This is a genomic window from Pseudoalteromonas sp. HL-AS1 (assembly GCF_031198785.1).
GTDB lineage: Bacteria > Pseudomonadota > Gammaproteobacteria > Enterobacterales > Alteromonadaceae > Pseudoalteromonas > Pseudoalteromonas distincta.
This window is the reverse complement of the sequence record NZ_CP133569.1, coordinates 3,539,202-3,557,572: the sequence shown is the minus strand read 5'-3', so window position 1 is coordinate 3,557,572 and position 18,371 is coordinate 3,539,202. Positions and strand designations below refer to the sequence as shown.

The window sequence follows — 18,371 nt, the reverse complement described above, 5'->3', positions numbered from 1 at the left end:
ATTTTGCATGATCGTTTGGATCGGTCAACCGGTCATTTTCTTAACTGATCGGCATTAAGCCTCGGCTCCCTTTTTACATTGCTTCACAAACTAAACAACTACAAACTCTAATTTATAGGTATATTTAATTACTTAATAAAAAATACAAATACGACAAGGACTTTGACTGATGAAACGTACCCCATTCGCTCTTGCTGCACTATCGCTCGCTATTTTAAGTAGCTGTAATCAAGCCCCTGAAGAAACTCAAAAAAATAATACGCAAGTTAAGACAACCCAAGTTGCACAAGCTATTGCACCGGTTGCTAAAAAAGTGCCACATGAAATGACTATTCATGGTGACACGCGTATAGATGATTACTATTGGCTGCGTGATGATGAACGTAAAGCACCAGAGGTAATTAACTATTTAGAAGCTGAAAATACATACACTGATGCAATGCTTGCACATACTAAAACGCTGCAAAGTGAGTTGTTTGAAGAGCTAAAAGGGCGTATTCAAAAAGACGATGATTCAGTCCCAGTTAAAAACGGTGATTATTTTTACTCAACACAAACACGTGGCGATAACGAGTACACTACTTACTTACGCAGCAGCGATTTTGCAGGTACCGATCAGCAAGTTATTTTAGATGTAAATGAGCTTGCTAAAGGCCATGATTATTATGCAGTAAGTGGTTTAGATGTAAGCCCAAATGGCAATTTAATGGCTTATGGCGAAGATACTGTTAGCCGTCGTATTTATAGCGTAAAAATAAAAGATTTAACTACCGGTAAATTACTCGAAGACACACTTGAAGGCACCAACGGTGGCATTGTGTGGGCAAACGATAATAAAACGGTTTACTACATTAAAAAAGATTTACAAACTCTACTAGGTTACCAAGTGTATCGTCATACATTAGGTACACCACAAGCTGATGATGAGCTAATTTACGAAGAAACTGATACCAGTTACTACATGGGTATGAGTAAAAGTAAAGATGAGTCAGAGATTTATATTTGGCACAGCAGCACGGCTGCATCAGGCGTATCTGTATTAAGTGCTGATGATACTAAGGCAATGCCTAAACGCTTAATTAAGCGCGAAGCAGGGCTTGAATATGATATTTCGAAGCTAGGGAATACTTACTACATTGTAACTAACTTAAATGCTGTAAATTTTCAGCTGATGAAAGTTGATATTGATAAAGCAGGCGACAAGGCTAATTGGCAAAGTGTGATCCCTGCGCGCGATGATATTAAACTCGAAGGCATTGATTTATTTAATAACTACTTAGTTTACCAAGAACGTGAAATGGGCCAATCAAAGTTGATTGCGCGTGATTTAAAAACAGGTAAAGAGTTACCACTGAGCTTTAACGATAGCGCTTATACAATTGGTACTTATGGCAATAACGATATAGATAGCAGCACGTTACGTGTTTACTACACAAGCATGACCACTCCAAGCTCATCGTACGATGTAGATTTAGCGACTGGCGATAAAACGCTTCTTAAGCAACAGGTTGTGTTAGGTGATTTTGATGCTGACAATTACGCGTCAGAGCGTATTTTTGTAACAGCACGTGATGGCATAAAAGTACCGGTAAGCTTAGTTTACCGTAAAGATGCGTTTAAAAAAGATGGCACTAACCCGCTACTGCAATATGGTTACGGTTCTTATGGCGCTACCATGGATCCAACGTTCTCAAGCTCACGTTTGAGCTTGTTAGACCGTGGCTTTGTATTTGCAATTGCCCATGTACGTGGATCGCAAATGCTAGGTCGTCCTTGGTACGAAGACGGCAAGCTACTAACTAAAAAGAATACATTTAACGACTTTGTTGACGTAACTAAAGCACTGGTTTCTCAAAAGTATGGCGCAAAAGATGAAATATTTGCGTTAGGCGGCAGTGCTGGTGGCTTATTAATGGGCGCAGTAGCAAACCAAGCGCCTGAGCTTTATAAAGGCATGGTTGCTGCGGTACCGTTTGTAGATGTAGTAACAACGATGCTTGATGCGAGCATTCCGCTTACAACAAATGAATACGGCGAGTGGGGTAATCCGAACGAAAAAGCGTATTACGATTACATGCTGTCTTACTCGCCATACGACCAAGTATCTAAGCAAGCATATCCTAATATGTTGGTAACGACTGGCTTGCACGATTCACAAGTTCAATACTTTGAACCTGCAAAATGGGTTGCTAAGCTGCGTGACTATAAAACTGATGACAATAAGTTACTGTTTAAAATAGATATGGAAGCAGGGCACGGCGGCGCATCGGGTCGCTTTAAGCGCTTAGAAGATACCGCGCTAAACTATGCATTTATGCTTGATTTAGCGGGTATTAAAAAGTAATTAATTTATATATTTAAAATAAACAAAAAATGTAAGGTGCTTTTTAAGAAAGCACCTTTTTTTGTGGCAAGTTAAAGCTAAACATAGTGCCTTTACCAATTTCACTTTGTACGTAAATTTCGCTATCCATCAGTTTTAATAACCCTCTGCAAATAGCCAATCCTAAACCACCTTGCTGGCGCCCTTCCTTATTAGAATTACTTGCTTGGTAGTGCGGATCAAAAATAGCATTCAGCTCATCTTCTTTTATGCCTACGCCCGTGTCTGATACATGCACAAATAGTTGATTATCGTCACTGCGTTTTACATGTACTGCAATGCTGCCGCCGCGAGGGGTATGCCTAATTGCATTATCAATTAAGTTACTTAACACGCGCTCTAATTTAGCTATATCGGCAACCACAGGAAAATCACAAATCGCAGGTTCTACCGACAAACTAATGCCTTTTTTATCAACGGCTAAACTAAATTTTGCCATGCAATCGTAAATGAGTTCACCTAAATTAAAGGTTTCTTTATTTATACTTATTTCGCCATTTTCTAAGTGAGCAAGTTCAAATATTTGTTCTATGAGTAGCTTTAATTGCCCACAATTATTAAGCGATACCTGTAAGTATTCTTGTTGCTCTTGTTTACTTAGCTGCTCGCCCGACTGATTTAATACTTCTAAAAACCCCTGCAGTGAAGCAAGTGGTGTACGTAGGTCGTGCGATAAGTGAGTTAGTAACTCTTTGCGTTGTTTATCGCCTTGTTCAAGCGCTTTAAACTGCTCGTTAATACGCGTTAGCATGGCTTGAATACTTCGCCCTAAACTATGCACTTCGTTACTTTTTTGCGTTAAATAGTTACTTAGCTTGGTGTCGGTAAGGCTGTAGTTAGCGGCTTCAATATTACTAACATCGCGTGCTAATCGCTGAATTGGGTTGGTAAAAAAACGTAGTAAAATGAGCATCGCAATAAATAAAAATGCGAGTGCAGAGCCAAGCCATAAAGCAGCTAGCCATAACTTATCATTATTTTTTACAGTGCTTAGTGAGGTATCGTAAGCCTCACCACCAATAATTACATATAAATAACCTTGTAGCTTATCTTGATTAAATACTGGCGCGGCTGAAAATATTTTTTGTTGCTCTTTATTACGAGGATTATCACCATAAATAGGTGCAGCGCTTGGGTTGTTAATCAACTCTTTTAAAGGCGTTAAACTAATATGCGTACGTTTAACTTTCCCTGGCTTTGCTGAGTAAGTAAGAATTTTTCCGGTTTCGTCTACAAAATAAAATTCAAACGCAGGGCCTAATAACATCAAGGTATGAAAGAGGTTTTCAAGCGCTTTATAATCGTAAACACCTTCTTTTATTAATGGGTTATCTTGTACTAAATGTTCCGCTAACGCTAAGTGCAGATTTTGTTCGGCGTGGTGTTTTGAAGTCAGTTCTAATTGCTTGCTCCAGCCGTAAACTAGGGCGCAAATAAAACAAAAAATCACGACTAGCGATATAGCTAATTTTTGATACAAAGATAATTTCATAATAGGTGTCTTAATTGAGTTGGCTAGGGTTTAGTTTGTAACCAACACCCCAAACTGTTTCGATAATAGGCGCTTGTTGGTGTTCTTCTAGCTTGGCACGTAAGCGGTTTATATGTGAATTAACCGTATGCTCGTACCCACTGTGTTGGTAACCCCATACTTTATCGAGTAACTGCTGGCGGCTAAAAACATGATTAGGATGGCGTGCAAAGTAAACGAGTAAATCAAATTCGGTGGCGGTAAGGTTAAGGGCTTGCTTGCCTAAATACACTTGGTGCGAACTAAATTCTATATTGAGTGAGCCTACATTTAGTGTTTGTTCGCTATCAACGGGGGAGTTGTCGTTATTTTGGCTAGCGAGTAGCTGTGCTCTGTGGCGTAATTGGGTTTTTACTCTGGCTTGTAATTCGCGTGCAAAAAAGGGTTTACAAATATAATCATCGGCGCCCATTTCAAGGCCAATAACTCTGTCCATATCGCTACTAAGCGCGGTGAGTAAAATTACGGAGGTAGTTGGGTAATGCTCTTTTATTTTTCGGCATAAGCTCAAACCATCCATTTGGGGTAAGTTTATATCGAGTAAAATAAGTCCGTAGGGATGCTTAGCTATTTTTTTTAAGGCAAGTTCTGCGCTTACAACATGATCAACATGTAAGTTAAGCGACGTTAGCTGCGTGGTAATTAACTTACCTATTTCTCTGTCATCTTCTACTACTAATATTTTTTCGTGACGCATGTATTACCTCGTAAAAAGGGGGGCATCCGTGCTCCCTTACTTCCCCATTACAAGCTGGAACGTTACTGCGTGCGCGTAATTACTATTTTCGATACTGGGTTATCAAACTTATGTTCAACACCAAGTGCTGATGTAGATAATCCATCTTGATTTGAAACAATGCCTGGATGCATCGTTATTATATCGGCTGTATCGTCACGTATTTCGTTGAACCCTTCACCGCTAGCGGCAGGACCTGGCACAGTTTCAGCTGTTTCTGTATTTGCTTCCGTACCCGCATCATAAGCAGTCGTAGTGCGTGATAACGAGCCGCCAACTTCTAATGTTGATACATCTAAAGAACTAAGACCGGTAAAAGCATCATTTGTATTCCCAAGCATGGCAGCAAATGACAAATTAAGCGTTTCTTGCTCTTCAACAGTAATGATTACTGTGGTGGTTTCACCAGGGCCAATAGCGCCTTCAGCTGAAACTGCAGCAAGTGCACTTTCGTAGCTGAGGTATTCTTCATTTGCACCGCTTTCTGCAAGCATTTCTAAACCAACAGAAGCTGTTGTACCGAATGTCCAAGGTGCTTCATCTTCAAAAGCAATGACAGAGAGTGGTGACAAAGGCTGTCCTGCAGTTAAGTTACTAAAAGTAATAGTAAACTCACTGATCACAGGTTCTACAACAATTGGCTCAACAACGACCGGCTCTTCAACCACTGGGTCGTTATCATTATCGCTACACGCTGCAAGTGTGGTTGCAAGTGCAAGCACTAGTAGACTTTTTTTAAGGTTGTTAGCAGATGACATAATCATGCTCCTACTTAACTGTAACGGTTAATTGCGCTACTGGGTTTAACCATCTGTGTACTGTATTACTTAAATCGCTATTACCCGCTTCTAAATCGTCATCACCTAAGCTACCTGGGTGAATATGGATGCTTGTATTTGTATCACCACTTAATATACCTGTACCGCCAGTGCCAGCGTCGCCACCTGGAGCCGCAGGAATACCCGGAGTACCTGGTGCACCAGAGCCTTCAACTACAAGCTCATTGTTTTGTTCTGTGCCTGCATCGTAAGCATTTAAATTAATTGTGTAAGTACCCGCTTCTGTTGGGATTTTCCAGCTGTTTAAGCCTACAAAGCCATCATTAGTTGGTAGCATCATTGCAGTTAAAGATAGGTAATCATTACCGTCGGTAGTGGTAAGTGTTGCCGTTGTAGATGCGGCTGGTGCAAGTAAACCTTCAGCTGGATTTGCAGCCATATCACTGCCCGCTGCAGTTGCTTGTGCAACTAGCTCTGCAATATTGCCGCCTTCAGCCATTGTTTGTAATGCTGTAGATGCTTGCGTTGCTACTTCAAATAGTGTGTCTTCGCTGTTGTGTGCTGTAATTAACAGTGGAGTAAAGTGAATACCCTTGGTTAGGTTAGTAACTTTTAGGTCTAATTCTGCGGCCATAGTCGATTGGCTAGCTGCCGCTAAAAGAATTGCAATTGTTAATGTAGAAGTTTTCATTATTATTTCCTGTAAGTGATGATTCGAGTTAAGTATTGAATAATCGTCTCCAGAAACTCTCACAAACTTATCACTTTTTTATCACAAGATTTTACGCTGTGATTTTTAAATACAAATACGTTGGTTGATTTGTAGACATTTGTTTAGTTAAGAGGCAACATACATAAAACAAAAAGGAGAGTGTTATGGAAGAAAATCAACAGGTTGAACCAGTTAATAAAGATGACCGTATGTGGGCTATGTTATGCCATTTGAGTGCGCTTGCCGGATTTATTGTGCCGTTTGGCTCAATAATTGGGCCATTAATAGTGTGGTTAATTAAAAAAGATGAGATGCCAGTTGTTGACGTGCACGGTAAAAAGGCGCTTAACTTTCAAATAACGATGGCAATTGCATATGTAGTTTGTTTTTTACTGATGTTTGTAGCTGTAGGCTTAATATTACTACCTATAGTGGCAATTTTTGGGTTTGTAATGGTTGTAATGGCGAGTATTAAAGCTAACGAAGGTAAAGAGTTTAATTACCCGTTTAGTTTAAATTTGATAAAATAAAACCTCAGTCATTATATTATAAACCCAGCTATAGGCTGGGTTTTTACGTTTAGCCATAAGGACATTATGCTTTATCTCACGTTATTTATTAGCGCATTTATATCTGCGACATTACTGCCTAGCTCTTCTGAGGTGATAATGGTGGGAATGATTACTCAAGATAAAGTTAATTTATGGCTTATGTGGTGCGTAGCAACACTTGGAAATGTGTTAGGGAGCTGTGTTAATTACTGGTTAGGCACGCAAGTACTGCGTTTTAAAGATAAAAAATGGTTTCCTGTATCGCAAAAAGGGCTTGATAGCGCACAAAAGCAATTTAATAAATATGGAGTGTATAGTTTGTTATTTGCTTGGTTACCGGTTGTGGGGGACCCATTAACGGTGATTGGAGGTATATTTAAAGTGCGATTTAACACCTTTTTACTGTTAGTAACACTAGGCAAAGGCGCGCGCTATTTAGCGGTTATCGCCCTTGCCGTAGGATTCGAAAAGCTTTTTTAAATAAGTTTTTAAGTGCTTATTTAGCCCAATCAAGCGTTAACGACACTGAGTCGGCAAAACGCAGTGCATGTGGTTTATCAACACGTGCTTTAGCGTAATGAACGCTTGGGTGCGCGTGACAAACGGCAAGAATTTCAGCCACTAATTTTTCGAGCAGTAAAAAGTGCCCTTGCTCTACTAAGCTAATTACTTCTTTGGTGATCACTTTATAATTAAGTGCTTGGTCAACTTCATCCGTTTTACACGCATCATCAGCAGGGTAGTGAATCTCTAGATTGATCACTACATCTTGCTTTTTTTCACGCTCATCGGGGTTAAAGCCAATAAACGTACGCAGGCGTAAATTAGTAACGTTAATAATTGCATTAGCCATAGGGTTAACCTTTTATAAGCTGCAAAAATTCGTTACGTGTTTTAGGATCGCTTCTAAAGTTACCTAACATTACTGATGTACGCATGCTTGAATTTTGCTTTTCTACACCACGCATCATCATACACATGTGTTTTGCCTCAACAATAACGCCCACGCCCTTAGCGCCAGTCACTTCTTCAACTGCTTTAGCGATTTGATGCGTTAACTGTTCTTGAATTTGAAAACGGCGTGAAAACATATCAACAATACGTGCAAATTTAGATAAGCCTAATACTTTACCGTTTGGTATATAAGCAATATGGCAACGACCAATAAAAGGCAGTAAATGATGCTCACACATAGAGTAGAGCTCTATGTCTTGCACTAACACCATATCGTCGGCGTCAGATGTAAATACTGCTTTATTAGTTATTTCATCAAGCGTTTGACGATACCCTTGCGTTAAATATTCCATTGCTTTTGCAGCACGTTTTGGCGTATCAAGTAAGCCTTCGCGGTTAGCATCTTCGCCTACAGCGGTGATGATTTTTTCATAACTTTCTTTTAATTCATTGTGCATAAATATCTCAGTTTATTTATATTCACTTTAAATGACGACCACCATCAATAGGCAAAGAGCGCCCTGTGATGTAGTGGCTTTGTAATAGTAAATCAATGCTATTGATAATTTCTTGGCATCCGGGTTCAATGCCCATTAATGATTTTTTAAGAGTCTTAGCTCGATATTGCTCATCGTCATGTTCATTAAAAATAATGAGCGATGGAGCAACCGAGTTCACTTTTATATCTGGCGCATATTTAGCGCTAAACGATTTGGTTAGGTTGTCGAGTGCTGCTTTACTTGCTGCATAAGCTAAGTGTTTAGGGCTGCCTGTTTCAACTACATAATCAGTAAGATGTATAATATCGGCAGGTACTTTTTCATTTTGCTGATAGTTTAAAAGCAGCTCTGCACACATTAAATTAATTAAATACGGTGTTTTGGCATGTATACGCATCATATTATCGAACAGTACTGCAAAGTCAGGATTGTTAGCTTCGCAGTCCCAGCTTGATGCATTGTGAACAACAGCGCGCAGCGATGTTGTATGCTCTTTAAGCGTATTTATAAATGCACTAATACCGTCATCGTTACTAAAATCGGCATAAATACATACAGCGCCTTGTTGCTCTAATTTATCAACAGCGGCGTGACGAGTACGATACGTGATAATAATGCTCTGCCCTTGGGCTATATAATGCTGAGCGAGTGCTAAGCCAATACGTTGGCCTGCGCCGGTAATTAAAATGGGCGATGTCATATAAGGCAGTGTTCTCTTTGGCGGGTAGTTATACCAATATTATTAAAAATATCATCGTTTTATCGCTATTTCATAGGGCTATAATAGCTCACTAATTTAATGCAATTGGTATTATAAAATTCAAAGCGTTAATTTATTAAAATATACGCAGCTTCTTAATCTGTCGATCAAAAAAGCAATTAATCCTTAAAGCATTAATTGCTTTATTTTAGCTACTAAACATTAATCGTAAATTGTCGGAATTGGTTGACGCTTATGTTGTGTACGCGTGTAAATGCTTACAAGCTTTTGTTCAACATCATTAGACACAGGTTTACCTTCTAAAAAGTCATCAATTTGCTCATAGCTCAAACCAAGTGCTTCTTCGTCTGTTAAACCTGGGCGGTCACTTTCTAAATCAGCTGTAGGTGCTTTATCTACCAATAAAGCTGGCGCACCTAGCGCAGTAGCAAGTGCACGAACTTGGCGTTTTGATAAACCAAACAGAGGGGCTAAATCGCACGCGCCGTCACCAAATTTAGTATAAAAACCAGTAATGTTTTCAGCACTATGATCGGTACCCACTACTAAGCCTTGGCAAAAACCTGCAATTTCGTACTGAGCAACCATACGTTGACGCGCTTTAACATTGCCTTTAATAAAATCTATTTGAGCTTGCTCAGGCAGTGCTTCACCACAGCCAACTACGGCAGCTATCGCTTGCTCATGCAGTGCATCAGCCGCAGGTTGTACGTTTACGGTCATACGTTTACTTGGCTGAATAAAATCAACCGCCATTTGTGCTTCATCTTCGTCAGCTTGTACACCATAAGGTAGGCGCACTGCAATAAACTGATACTTGTCAGTATCGTGTTCTTTATTTAGCTCGTTTACAGCAAGTTGACATAAGCGGCCGCAGGTTGATGAGTCAACACCACCGCTAATACCCAGTACTAACGAGCGTGAATGAGCTGCTACCAAACGTGTTTTAATAAAATTAACTCGGCGAGTTATCTCAGCATTTACATCAATCGTTGGCTGAACCTTCATTTCAGCCATAATTTCGGCGCGCATTGCCAGCTCCTTATAAAATTTAATATGTGATACGCAATAAACTTATTATGTGATTTAGTTTTAGTTAATTAAAGTTTTAAATGAGCTTTTATTTGGCGAAGCTCTGCTTTTAATTTTTCTACTTCTTCAAGTAAATCGCTTAATTCTTTGTCTTTAATTACTTCGCTTGGTAGCGCAACAAAGGCATCGGCGGGATTATTTTGTTGTTCGCCAAATAAATGAATATATCGGCTGTCACGTTTACCAGCTTCACGCTCTAGCTTTGTGACGTACTCGCTTTCAATCAGTTTATTGAGCGCTGCCTCTACTTCATTTACGTTATTAAAATCAGCAAGCCTAGCACTGCGGGTTCTTAATTCACCAGGAGTCTGAGCACCACGCAAAAGTAACAAACAAACAATGGCACGCTGCTGAGCAGAAAATTGCAGATTACTAAATTCAGTGTTGCAAAAGCGGTGGTCGTATTTATTTACGCGACCCGAAAGACCTTCATCTATTGTAACCAAACGCATTTCTATTAGTTCATCGAGTGCGTTTTGCACGTCTTCATCTGTAAGGCTTAACACAGGATCGCGATTAGATTTTTGGTTACATGCGTTCACGAGAGCGTTTAACGATAGCGGATAATGCTCTGGCGTCGTGCTTTGTTTTTCTAATAGGCAACCAAGAATACGTTGTTGATTTGTTGATAACTGCATAAATAATCTCAAATTAGTAAGCGTATTTTATTAGCTTACACCTTTATTGAATGCCAAGCCATTGTTGAAGCTTTGGTTGTAATGCAGCTAAATCGAGAGGCTTACTTAAATAGTCGTTCATGCCTGCGGCTAGGCATTTTTCTTTATCGCCCTGCATGGCATTGGCTGTTAGCGCAATAATAGTAATATTTTCATTATCTTTACCTGCATCACCTTCTCTAATGGCTTTAGTGGCTTGGTAGCCATCCATTTCGGGCATTTGGCAATCCATTAAAACTAGCTTATATGGTTTACCTTGTTTTGCATTGAGCTTTACAATTGCCTCAAGTCCATTTTCGGCAATATCAAAAGTAACACCCGCCTGCTTTAATAGCGCAGAGGCAACCACTTGGTTTATTTTATTGTCTTCAACAAGCAATAGTTGTGGTTCTGATGAATCCAGTACTGGCGCTTTAGTTAGCTTGTTTTGCAGCTGTGCTTGTTGCTGCTGTTGTTCAATGTATTTATCGTTTGTAAGTGAGTCAAACAAATCAGACGGTGTGAGAGGTTTGAAAATCATACAGTCGACTTCCATACCTACTTTAGACTCCTCAGGTGAATAACTCACTGGCGCCATAATAACTAACTTGCAACTATGCATATTTATAAAGTTTTTGAGCGCGGTGATATGCGTTTGTGGGGCTTTTTCAAAAAAGTAGTAGTCAACTAAAATAGCACCAAGGTGGGTGGTTACATTATTTAAGTAATCATCAACCTCAAGATAGTTATGTATACAATTAACTTTTGCACCCCAAACAGTGAGCTGCTTATTAGCGGTATTAGCATTTAACGAGCACTCATCAATAATTAAAATATGTTTGTTTTTAATTAAATGACTCGGTAAATCTTGTTCTTTACTTAAGCGCGGTTGTATTTGTACTGTGAAAGAAAATGTACTTCCTTCACCTTGCATACTGTTTACACTTACTTCACCGTTCATCAGTTCGCACAATTGTTTTACTATGGCAAGACCAAGCCCTGTGCCCCCAAATTGGCGTGTTGTTGAAGCATCGGCTTGTGTGAATGAGTCAAATAACGACGCTTGTTTTTTAGGGTCAATACCAATACCAGTATCAATAATCGAACACTGTAGGAACGAGCCATCCGTTGTTTCATCTATTCTGGCAGTAATGACTACTTCGCCATCAATAGTAAATTTAACTGCGTTGCCAATTAAGTTATTTAAAATTTGGCGCAAGCGGTTAGGGTCACTAATTATCTCGCTAACAGTTATTTGAGTCGCATCTAGAATAAGTTTTGTATTGTTTTGTTCTACCTTTAAAGCAAAGGATTCCACCACTTCGCCTAATAACCGAGGTAAATTAAATTGCACGTTTTCAATATCGAGCTTACCGGCTTCAATTTTAGAAAAGTCTAATATGTCATTAATTATATTAAGCAAAGATTGAGCTGATGATTGAGCAAGTTCAATATGATGTTTTTGCTGTAGGTCCAATTGAGTTTGCTTAATTATGTTAAGCATACCTAAAACACCGTTCATTGGGGTGCGAATTTCGTGGCTCATACTTGCTAAAAATTCACTTTTAGCTTCAACAGCTTGTTCGGCGGTTTCTTTGGCAGAAACTAGTTTTTGTTCGGTTTCAATTCGCTGTTGGCTTGAGTGCAAGCTGCCTATTAACGCTGCAACGGCAATTAAAAAGCTTTCTTCGTTTTTAGACCAGTAGCGTTTTGATTGGCATTGCTCTGCGCAGACGACTCCTATAGCGCCACTTCCTGCAGGGATTATTACGCACAGCATTGATTTAATCTCGAGAGTCATTAAATACTGTTCTTTAATTGGCTCGAGTATTGGGTGTTCTTGGGCGTCAGGCACATTAAATACAGGCTGGTGATCTATTGCATTAAAAAAGCCGGGAAGATTTTTTCTTAGCCAAATAGAGTCAATTTTATCACTAGACGAATGTTTACTATGTATGGCAAAAGGGCTTAGTTGGGATTTGTCTTCATTAAAAAACCAAATACTGGCACGTTTAATATCAAATGCTTGGCAGATTGCTTCAGTAATAATATCTTTTGATTGGCTCAGTTGCCCAGTTAATATTAATTTATTAACGGTAAGGGAGGCTAAAATTTCGTTGTGTAATGCTGTTTTATTATTTTCTAATTCAATCTTTTTACGGGTATCAATATTCTGTAATGAGCCAAAAATACGTGTGCATCGTCCATTTTTTCGTTCTGCTTCACCATGTACGAGTACCCAAACAGATTCACCTTCTTCATCCATTACTTCTAATTCAACTTCGTAGCTTTCACCATATTTTATAGCTCGTTCAATTAAAGGTTTAATTGTTTCTCTGCTAGTGCCTTTTTTAAAGTAATTTAAATCTTTAGGCCATTCTGGTTGGCTATTTAATGGGTATTTAAATAGTTTTTTGGTCATATCAGACCAATACACTTGTTTCGTTTCTAAGTTAAATGACCATGCGCCTATTTGGGCTAGATCACTCATTGCCTCAAGCATTTTTTCGTTTTGTTGCTGGCGATTAAGCATTTTCAAAAAGAATAAAAAGGCCCAAATTAATAACCCGCAAATAATTATAATTGATAGCCTAAGTGGCCATACAGCTGAATTTGGTGGGCTCCAACCTATTTTAGGTGCTACGTAAAGTTGCCAATTGCCACCTTGAAAGCTTAACGTAAACTCAAGGGGGTCTTGCTCTATTATGTTTTGATTACCGTAAAAAAACTCCCCTTTGCTGCCAAGTCCATGCCTGCCTTGTAAAGCGACGTTGTATTCTTTTTCTAGCTCATAAATACCTGAATTTTCATAGACTTTTTCAATGTTGAGAACAACTGAAAGTAATCCCCAAAAGCGATTTTCTGGCGGTATGTAAACAGGAACGCGGGCTATAAGTGCTATGTCACCTTGGATTAATTTTAATGGGCCAGCCATTACAATGGTATTTGTATCGCGAGCTCTAATAGCATCAGCGCGTTGGTTTTTTTCTTCTAAAAAGTTTAAACCGAGTGCTTTTTCATTACCTTTTAAGGGGTAAGTCATGCGAATTACCATATCGGGAGCGCCACCAATATTGCGAAGCTCATTTGAGGTTTTAAATAGTGGTTGGGCAATTTGTTCAAACTGTGTTTGCTGTAAATCAGGCTGCGCCGCTACGGCAACACCTAAACCTCGAACTAGTTGGATATTAGAAACTAAAATAGATTCTAATTGAGCTCGATATGTACTTACTTCAGAAAGAATTTGTAGGCGATGAGCATCTTTAACACGATTGTAGTTAATACGATCAAGAACGATACCAACTAGTACAGTTAGCGTAAGAGATAACCAAAAGGTCAACTTAAAGTTATGAACGTTCGTTTTTTTATTGTTAGTAGATGGTGGCATTTGCTACATCGTGGCGTTAATTTAGGCAAATTAACTATAGCTAATTTATTACATAAATGAAAACGGCGCATTAACAAATGCGCCGTTTATTTTTTATAATTAGTAGTTTAGCGAGTTACGAGTCGCTAACTTCACGCGCCCAGTGATTTTGCTTTGCTACATGTAGCTTGCGGTAACCATCAAGTAGCGCCGCATGCTTTTTAAAGCCTTCAAGCGATAAACCAGGGAAAGTTAAACCGTTAAACTGCTTTTTACCTTCGGCAATTTCTATAGCCAGCGCTACATTATTAGCACCAAACATTAAGCCTAGTGCATCTTGGTAATCTGCGTATTCGCGCTCGTCATCGTATTTAATTTCAAGAACTGCTTTTAAACAGCGGAAGTGGCGCATTGCCTCTTCATTTACTTGGCCTGTATGAAGTATCCAGTCAACCCAATCAATGGCTTCTTCGCTGCCTGCAGCTAAACATAGGTGCGCTTTAAGCTCACCTATACGCAGAGTGTGCCATGGTGTGTCGGCATCGGTTGCAAGGCCAATAAATTCTGCGGCGCGGATAATATCGCTGTGGCCTGCTTCTTCAAGGCTGTCGTAAATTTCCATCCATTGCTCTGCATCGTACTGATCAAGCGATAGGAATACTTCGCGAAATTTTGCGCCTTCGTTGTTGTTACGCCAAATAAGCTCATCAACAGGGTAAATGTCTGACATGCCAGGTACTAAAATACGACACGCGTATACGTTTAGGTGCGTGTAATCCATGATATAGATATCATGATCCATGCTATGAATTAGGTCAGTACAGAAGTTATATTCTTCTTCAGTTGTTCCGCTAAAGTCCCAGTGTACAAATTCAAAATCAGGTTTTGCACGGAAAAAATCATGCGAAATCAAACCGCTTGAATCAATAAAGTGCAGTTCAATGTTCTCTGGTGTTGCTACTTCATCGTTATCAAATGTTGCAGGTTGGAATACATCTAGTTGATCAAGACGACGACCTTGTAGTAACTCAGTCACGGTACGTTCAAGCGCAACTTCAAATGATGGGTGAGCACCAAAAGAAGCAAATACAGAACCATCTGTTGGGTTAATAAGCGTTACGCTCATTACAGGGTATTTACCCCCAAGTGATGCATCGGCAATACGTAAATGAAAGCCATGGCTGCGAAGCTCTTCACACGCTTCGTGAATTTTAGGGTATTGCTTAACAACATCTTCAGGCACGATTGGTAAACAAATACCTTCGGCGATGATGCGGTTTTTAATAGCACGTTCAAATACTTCTGATAAACCTTGTACGCGAGCTTCAAACTTGGTGTTACCTGCGCTCATACCGTTAGATACAAAAATATTACCGATAACGTTTACCGGAATGTATACGTCTTGGTTATCGCGTTGGCGTGTGTATGGCAGGGTACAAATACCACGATCAATATTGCCTGAGTTAAAATCAAAAAGGTGTGATGCGTTTAGTTCGCGCTCTGGGTCAAAGTAATCCCATAAGCTTTCATCCATAATGCCCTCTGGCACTTCATCGCCTTCAACTTTAAACCATTTTTCGCTTGGGTAATGAGTAAACTCGCCATTAGCAAATTCTTCACCTAGATAAAAGTCTGCAAAAAAGTAGTTACAGCTTAAACGTTCAAAGTATTCACCGAGTGCTGAAGCAATAGATGCTTTGTCGGTTGCGCCTTTACCATTGGTAAACATAACACCGCAGTCGCTGTCTTTTATATGAACCGAATAACAGTTAGCTACAGGGTTAAGCCAAAGCGCTTCTTCAACATTAATATTTAGGGCTTTAAGCTTGTTTTGCATGGTAGAGATTGACGATTCTAGGTCGCGGTCTTTACCTTTGATAAATGTTTTTTCAGTCATATTGATCTCAACTAGTTCTGCACGATGTGTGGAGCTGACATTATCGTGGATTTTGATGTTTATTTCACCCTTTGCGAGCAAGAACATTATTATTTAATAAAACTGTGGTTATTATATGTGCTTAACGCTTGGTCAAAACGTGCAAAGGAAACGGTGATGTTTAAAGTAATCAAACGCTTGTTGTTATTAATTGTGATATTAGGGCTGGCAAGTACCGCTGTTGTTTATGGGGTACTTAGTTTAAGTTTACCCGCCCTTGATGGAAACGGACGCAGTAACGCGGTAGCAGAGCCTGTAAAAATTTCGCGAGATGCATTAGGGCAAGCAGTAATAAGCGCCAATAGCCGAAACGACGCCGCCTACGGTTTAGGTTATGCGCATGGGCAAGACCGATTTTTTCAAATGGATTTACTAAGGCGTAATGCCGCAGGTGAGTTAAGTGAATTATTTGGCCAAGCAGCGTTGGGGCTCGATAAAAAAATGCGTTTTCATCAATTACGTAAACGCAGCCAAATTATTTTACAAACCCTGCCTGAAGCAGATAAGCAATTACTTAAAAGTTACGCTCAAGGTGTAAACGAAGGTTTAGCGCAAGTAGGGTATTCAAGCTTTGAATATTTACTAACCGGTGCAGCGCAAAAGCCATGGCAAAGTGAAGACAGCCTACTTGTGATATTTAGCATGTACCTTGATTTACAAAGCGCCACATTTGAGCGCGACCAAGCACTTATTCAAATTGAGCAAGCATACACAAAGCAAATGGTTGATTTTTTAACGCAACCGAGTAAGTACCAAGCCGCGCTTGATGGCAGCAAATTAGCGCCTTATAACGGCGGCATACCTACCTTTCCAACTCAAACAAAGCATATAGTTAAAAGTATTGAAGCTAACCAAGAGCGCGGCAGTAACAACTGGGCTGTTACAGGGGCGCTTACTAAAACAGGTGCTGGTATGGTGTCGGATGATATGCATTTATCGATGGCAGTACCTGTAGTTTGGTACAGGGCACAATTAAATTACATGTACAGTGGTGAGCAGACTCAGGTAACCGGAGTATCGCTGCCCGGAGCACCAGCCATTGTTGTTGGCACTAACAACAATGTTGCATGGGGATTTACTAACGGTTATTTAGATACTGCCGATTGGATTGCATTAAACGATGATAGTAAAACATGGCAAGTTGATAAATCGATTGCATTACCCGATGGGGAGGTTGAAAACTATTCATTAATACTCAGTGAATACGGACCTGTAAAATATATTAACGAAAAACCTTATGCGTTGAGCTGGGCTGCCCATCAGCCTTATGCCGTTAATATGCAGTTATTAAAATTAGAGCAAGCCAAAACGGTAGATGATGCACTTGCTGTAGCAAGCGATGTGGGCATTCCGGTGCAAAACCTAATGGTGGTAGACAGCCTTGGTAGCGCAGCGTGGAAAAACATGGGCGGTATACCTGCTCGTAAAGCGCCAAGTGTGCTTGGCGTAAATGCCGATGACTACTCAGCGCTTTGGCAGCAAAATGAATTACAACGCCCTTTTATTAAAAACCCGCAAAGCGGTCGATTATGGACTGGTAATTCTCGCGTGGTATCGGCTGAAGATGACGCGCGTTTTGGTAATGGTGGTTATGCACTCGGCGCACGTTCGAGTCAAATTCGCGATAGATTATTTGAAAAACAAACATTTGCTGAGAGCGACTTTTACGCATTACAACTTGATAACCAAGCTCGCTTTTTAATGCCTTGGCATGCTCTGCTGTTAAAGCAATTAAAAGCCGATCAAACTAAAAATCAGCAATATATAACAGCGCTTGAAAACTGGCAGCAATGTGCGTGTTCAACCTCCACAGGGTATACCTTAGTTAAGCGCTACCGCGATGAAGTGATTAATATTTTATTTAGCAGTATGGAGGATGAATTAAATAAACAACAAGGCACACTTAAATACGTAAAACGAGATTTAGAGCCCGCTGTTTGGCAGCTTATAAACAACAAGCCCGACACATGGATAAACCCACAATTTAAAAGCTGGGATGAGCAGCTACAAGGAGCATTTAGCCAGACTATTACTAAGCTTACAGAACAGTTTGGTAATAATGTACAAAACTGGCAGTGGGGCAAGGTAAATGAGTTAGTGATAGAGCATCCGTTTGCAAAGCAAATGCCGTTACTTGCTAAGTTATTAAATATGCCCACAGCAGCGGGTTTTGGAGATAGTTATATGCCCGCCGTACAAGGGCGTAGTTTTGGCGCATCGCAGCGTTTTATTGCTCAACCTGGGCATTTAGAGCATGCAATTTTAGCTATTCCCGGTGGGCAATCGGGGCACCCTCTTTCTGAATTTTACAGAGCGGGGTTTAGTGATTACGTAGAAGGTAAAAATACGCCTTTATTGCCTCAAGAGTTAATACATCAAATAGTAATAAAGCCGACACGATGAACTAAAGTATAGCTAAACACGTTCTATATAATTACCAATAAAACAACAGA

15 protein-coding genes are annotated in these 18,371 nt (G+C 39.8%); 4 read left to right on the top strand and 11 right to left on the bottom strand.

All coding sequences use genetic code 11. The features are described from left to right. Positions 1-169: 169 nt before the first annotated feature. Complete coding sequence (locus RB214_RS16525; protein WP_309167825.1) at positions 170-2,344, top strand: S9 family peptidase; 2,175 nt, start codon at positions 170-172, stop codon at positions 2,342-2,344. Between the two features lie 43 nt (positions 2,345-2,387). Here the strand turns inward: RB214_RS16525 and RB214_RS16520 are convergent, their stop codons facing one another. The 4 genes from RB214_RS16520 to RB214_RS16505 form a co-directional block, all read right to left on the bottom strand. Beyond that, positions 2,388-3,875 carry a HAMP domain-containing sensor histidine kinase gene (locus tag RB214_RS16520; protein ID WP_309167824.1) on the bottom strand — a complete coding sequence of 496 codons (1,488 nt, stop codon included), beginning with the start codon at positions 3,873-3,875 and terminating at the stop codon, positions 2,388-2,390. 10 nt (positions 3,876-3,885) lie between these two features. After that, positions 3,886-4,611 (bottom strand): response regulator transcription factor, encoded by a 726-nt coding sequence (locus tag RB214_RS16515; protein WP_007580488.1) that lies wholly within the window; start codon positions 4,609-4,611, stop codon positions 3,886-3,888. 62 nt (positions 4,612-4,673) lie between these two features. Beyond that, complete coding sequence (locus RB214_RS16510) at positions 4,674-5,408, bottom strand: spondin domain-containing protein (RefSeq protein WP_024607274.1); 735 nt, start codon at positions 5,406-5,408, stop codon at positions 4,674-4,676. A gap of 10 nt (positions 5,409-5,418) precedes the next feature. Beyond that, the gene (locus RB214_RS16505) at positions 5,419-6,120 is read right to left on the bottom strand and encodes a spondin domain-containing protein (RefSeq protein WP_309167823.1); all 702 of its coding nucleotides are present in this window, start codon (positions 6,118-6,120) and stop codon (positions 5,419-5,421) included. A gap of 185 nt (positions 6,121-6,305) precedes the next feature. Here RB214_RS16505 and RB214_RS16500 point away from each other — a divergent pair, with 185 nt between their 5' ends. Further along, entirely contained in the window at positions 6,306-6,671 is a 366-nt protein-coding gene (locus RB214_RS16500; protein WP_165729341.1) for a DUF4870 domain-containing protein, read from the top strand. A gap of 66 nt (positions 6,672-6,737) precedes the next feature. Continuing rightward, positions 6,738-7,172, top strand: a complete 435-nt coding sequence (locus RB214_RS16495; protein ID WP_309167822.1) for a YqaA family protein — start codon at positions 6,738-6,740, stop codon at positions 7,170-7,172. Between the two features lie 16 nt (positions 7,173-7,188). On the opposite strand, the gene folX is transcribed toward RB214_RS16495, so the two are convergent. From folX to ycaO, 7 genes are all read right to left on the bottom strand, one after another. Then, positions 7,189-7,545: a dihydroneopterin triphosphate 2'-epimerase gene (gene folX, locus RB214_RS16490; RefSeq protein ID WP_002962340.1), complete on the bottom strand. Its 357-nt coding sequence runs from the start codon at positions 7,543-7,545 to the stop codon at positions 7,189-7,191. 4 nt (positions 7,546-7,549) lie between these two features. Then, on the bottom strand, positions 7,550-8,104 hold the full coding sequence (gene folE / locus RB214_RS16485; protein ID WP_002962341.1) for a GTP cyclohydrolase I FolE: 555 nt from the start codon (positions 8,102-8,104) through the stop codon (positions 7,550-7,552). Positions 8,105-8,126: 22 nt separating this feature from the next. Beyond that, a complete protein-coding gene (gene folM / locus RB214_RS16480; protein WP_309167821.1) occupies positions 8,127-8,846 on the bottom strand; it encodes a dihydromonapterin reductase in 720 nt (239 codons plus the stop codon). A gap of 222 nt (positions 8,847-9,068) precedes the next feature. Next, on the bottom strand, positions 9,069-9,899 hold the full coding sequence (gene nadE / locus RB214_RS16475) for an ammonia-dependent NAD(+) synthetase (protein ID WP_024589633.1): 831 nt from the start codon (positions 9,897-9,899) through the stop codon (positions 9,069-9,071). 68 nt (positions 9,900-9,967) lie between these two features. Further along, complete coding sequence (locus RB214_RS16470; protein ID WP_002962344.1) at positions 9,968-10,597, bottom strand: YceH family protein; 630 nt, start codon at positions 10,595-10,597, stop codon at positions 9,968-9,970. A gap of 43 nt (positions 10,598-10,640) precedes the next feature. Continuing rightward, the gene (locus tag RB214_RS16465; protein ID WP_309167820.1) at positions 10,641-14,003 is read right to left on the bottom strand and encodes an ATP-binding protein; all 3,363 of its coding nucleotides are present in this window, start codon (positions 14,001-14,003) and stop codon (positions 10,641-10,643) included. Positions 14,004-14,118: 115 nt separating this feature from the next. After that, positions 14,119-15,879 carry a 30S ribosomal protein S12 methylthiotransferase accessory factor YcaO gene (gene ycaO, locus RB214_RS16460; protein ID WP_182682617.1) on the bottom strand — a complete coding sequence of 587 codons (1,761 nt, stop codon included), beginning with the start codon at positions 15,877-15,879 and terminating at the stop codon, positions 14,119-14,121. Positions 15,880-16,035: 156 nt separating this feature from the next. Here ycaO and RB214_RS16455 point away from each other — a divergent pair, with 156 nt between their 5' ends. Then, on the top strand, positions 16,036-18,321 hold the full coding sequence (locus RB214_RS16455) for a penicillin acylase family protein (RefSeq protein ID WP_309167819.1): 2,286 nt from the start codon (positions 16,036-16,038) through the stop codon (positions 18,319-18,321). The last annotated feature ends 50 nt before the right edge of the window (positions 18,322-18,371 follow it).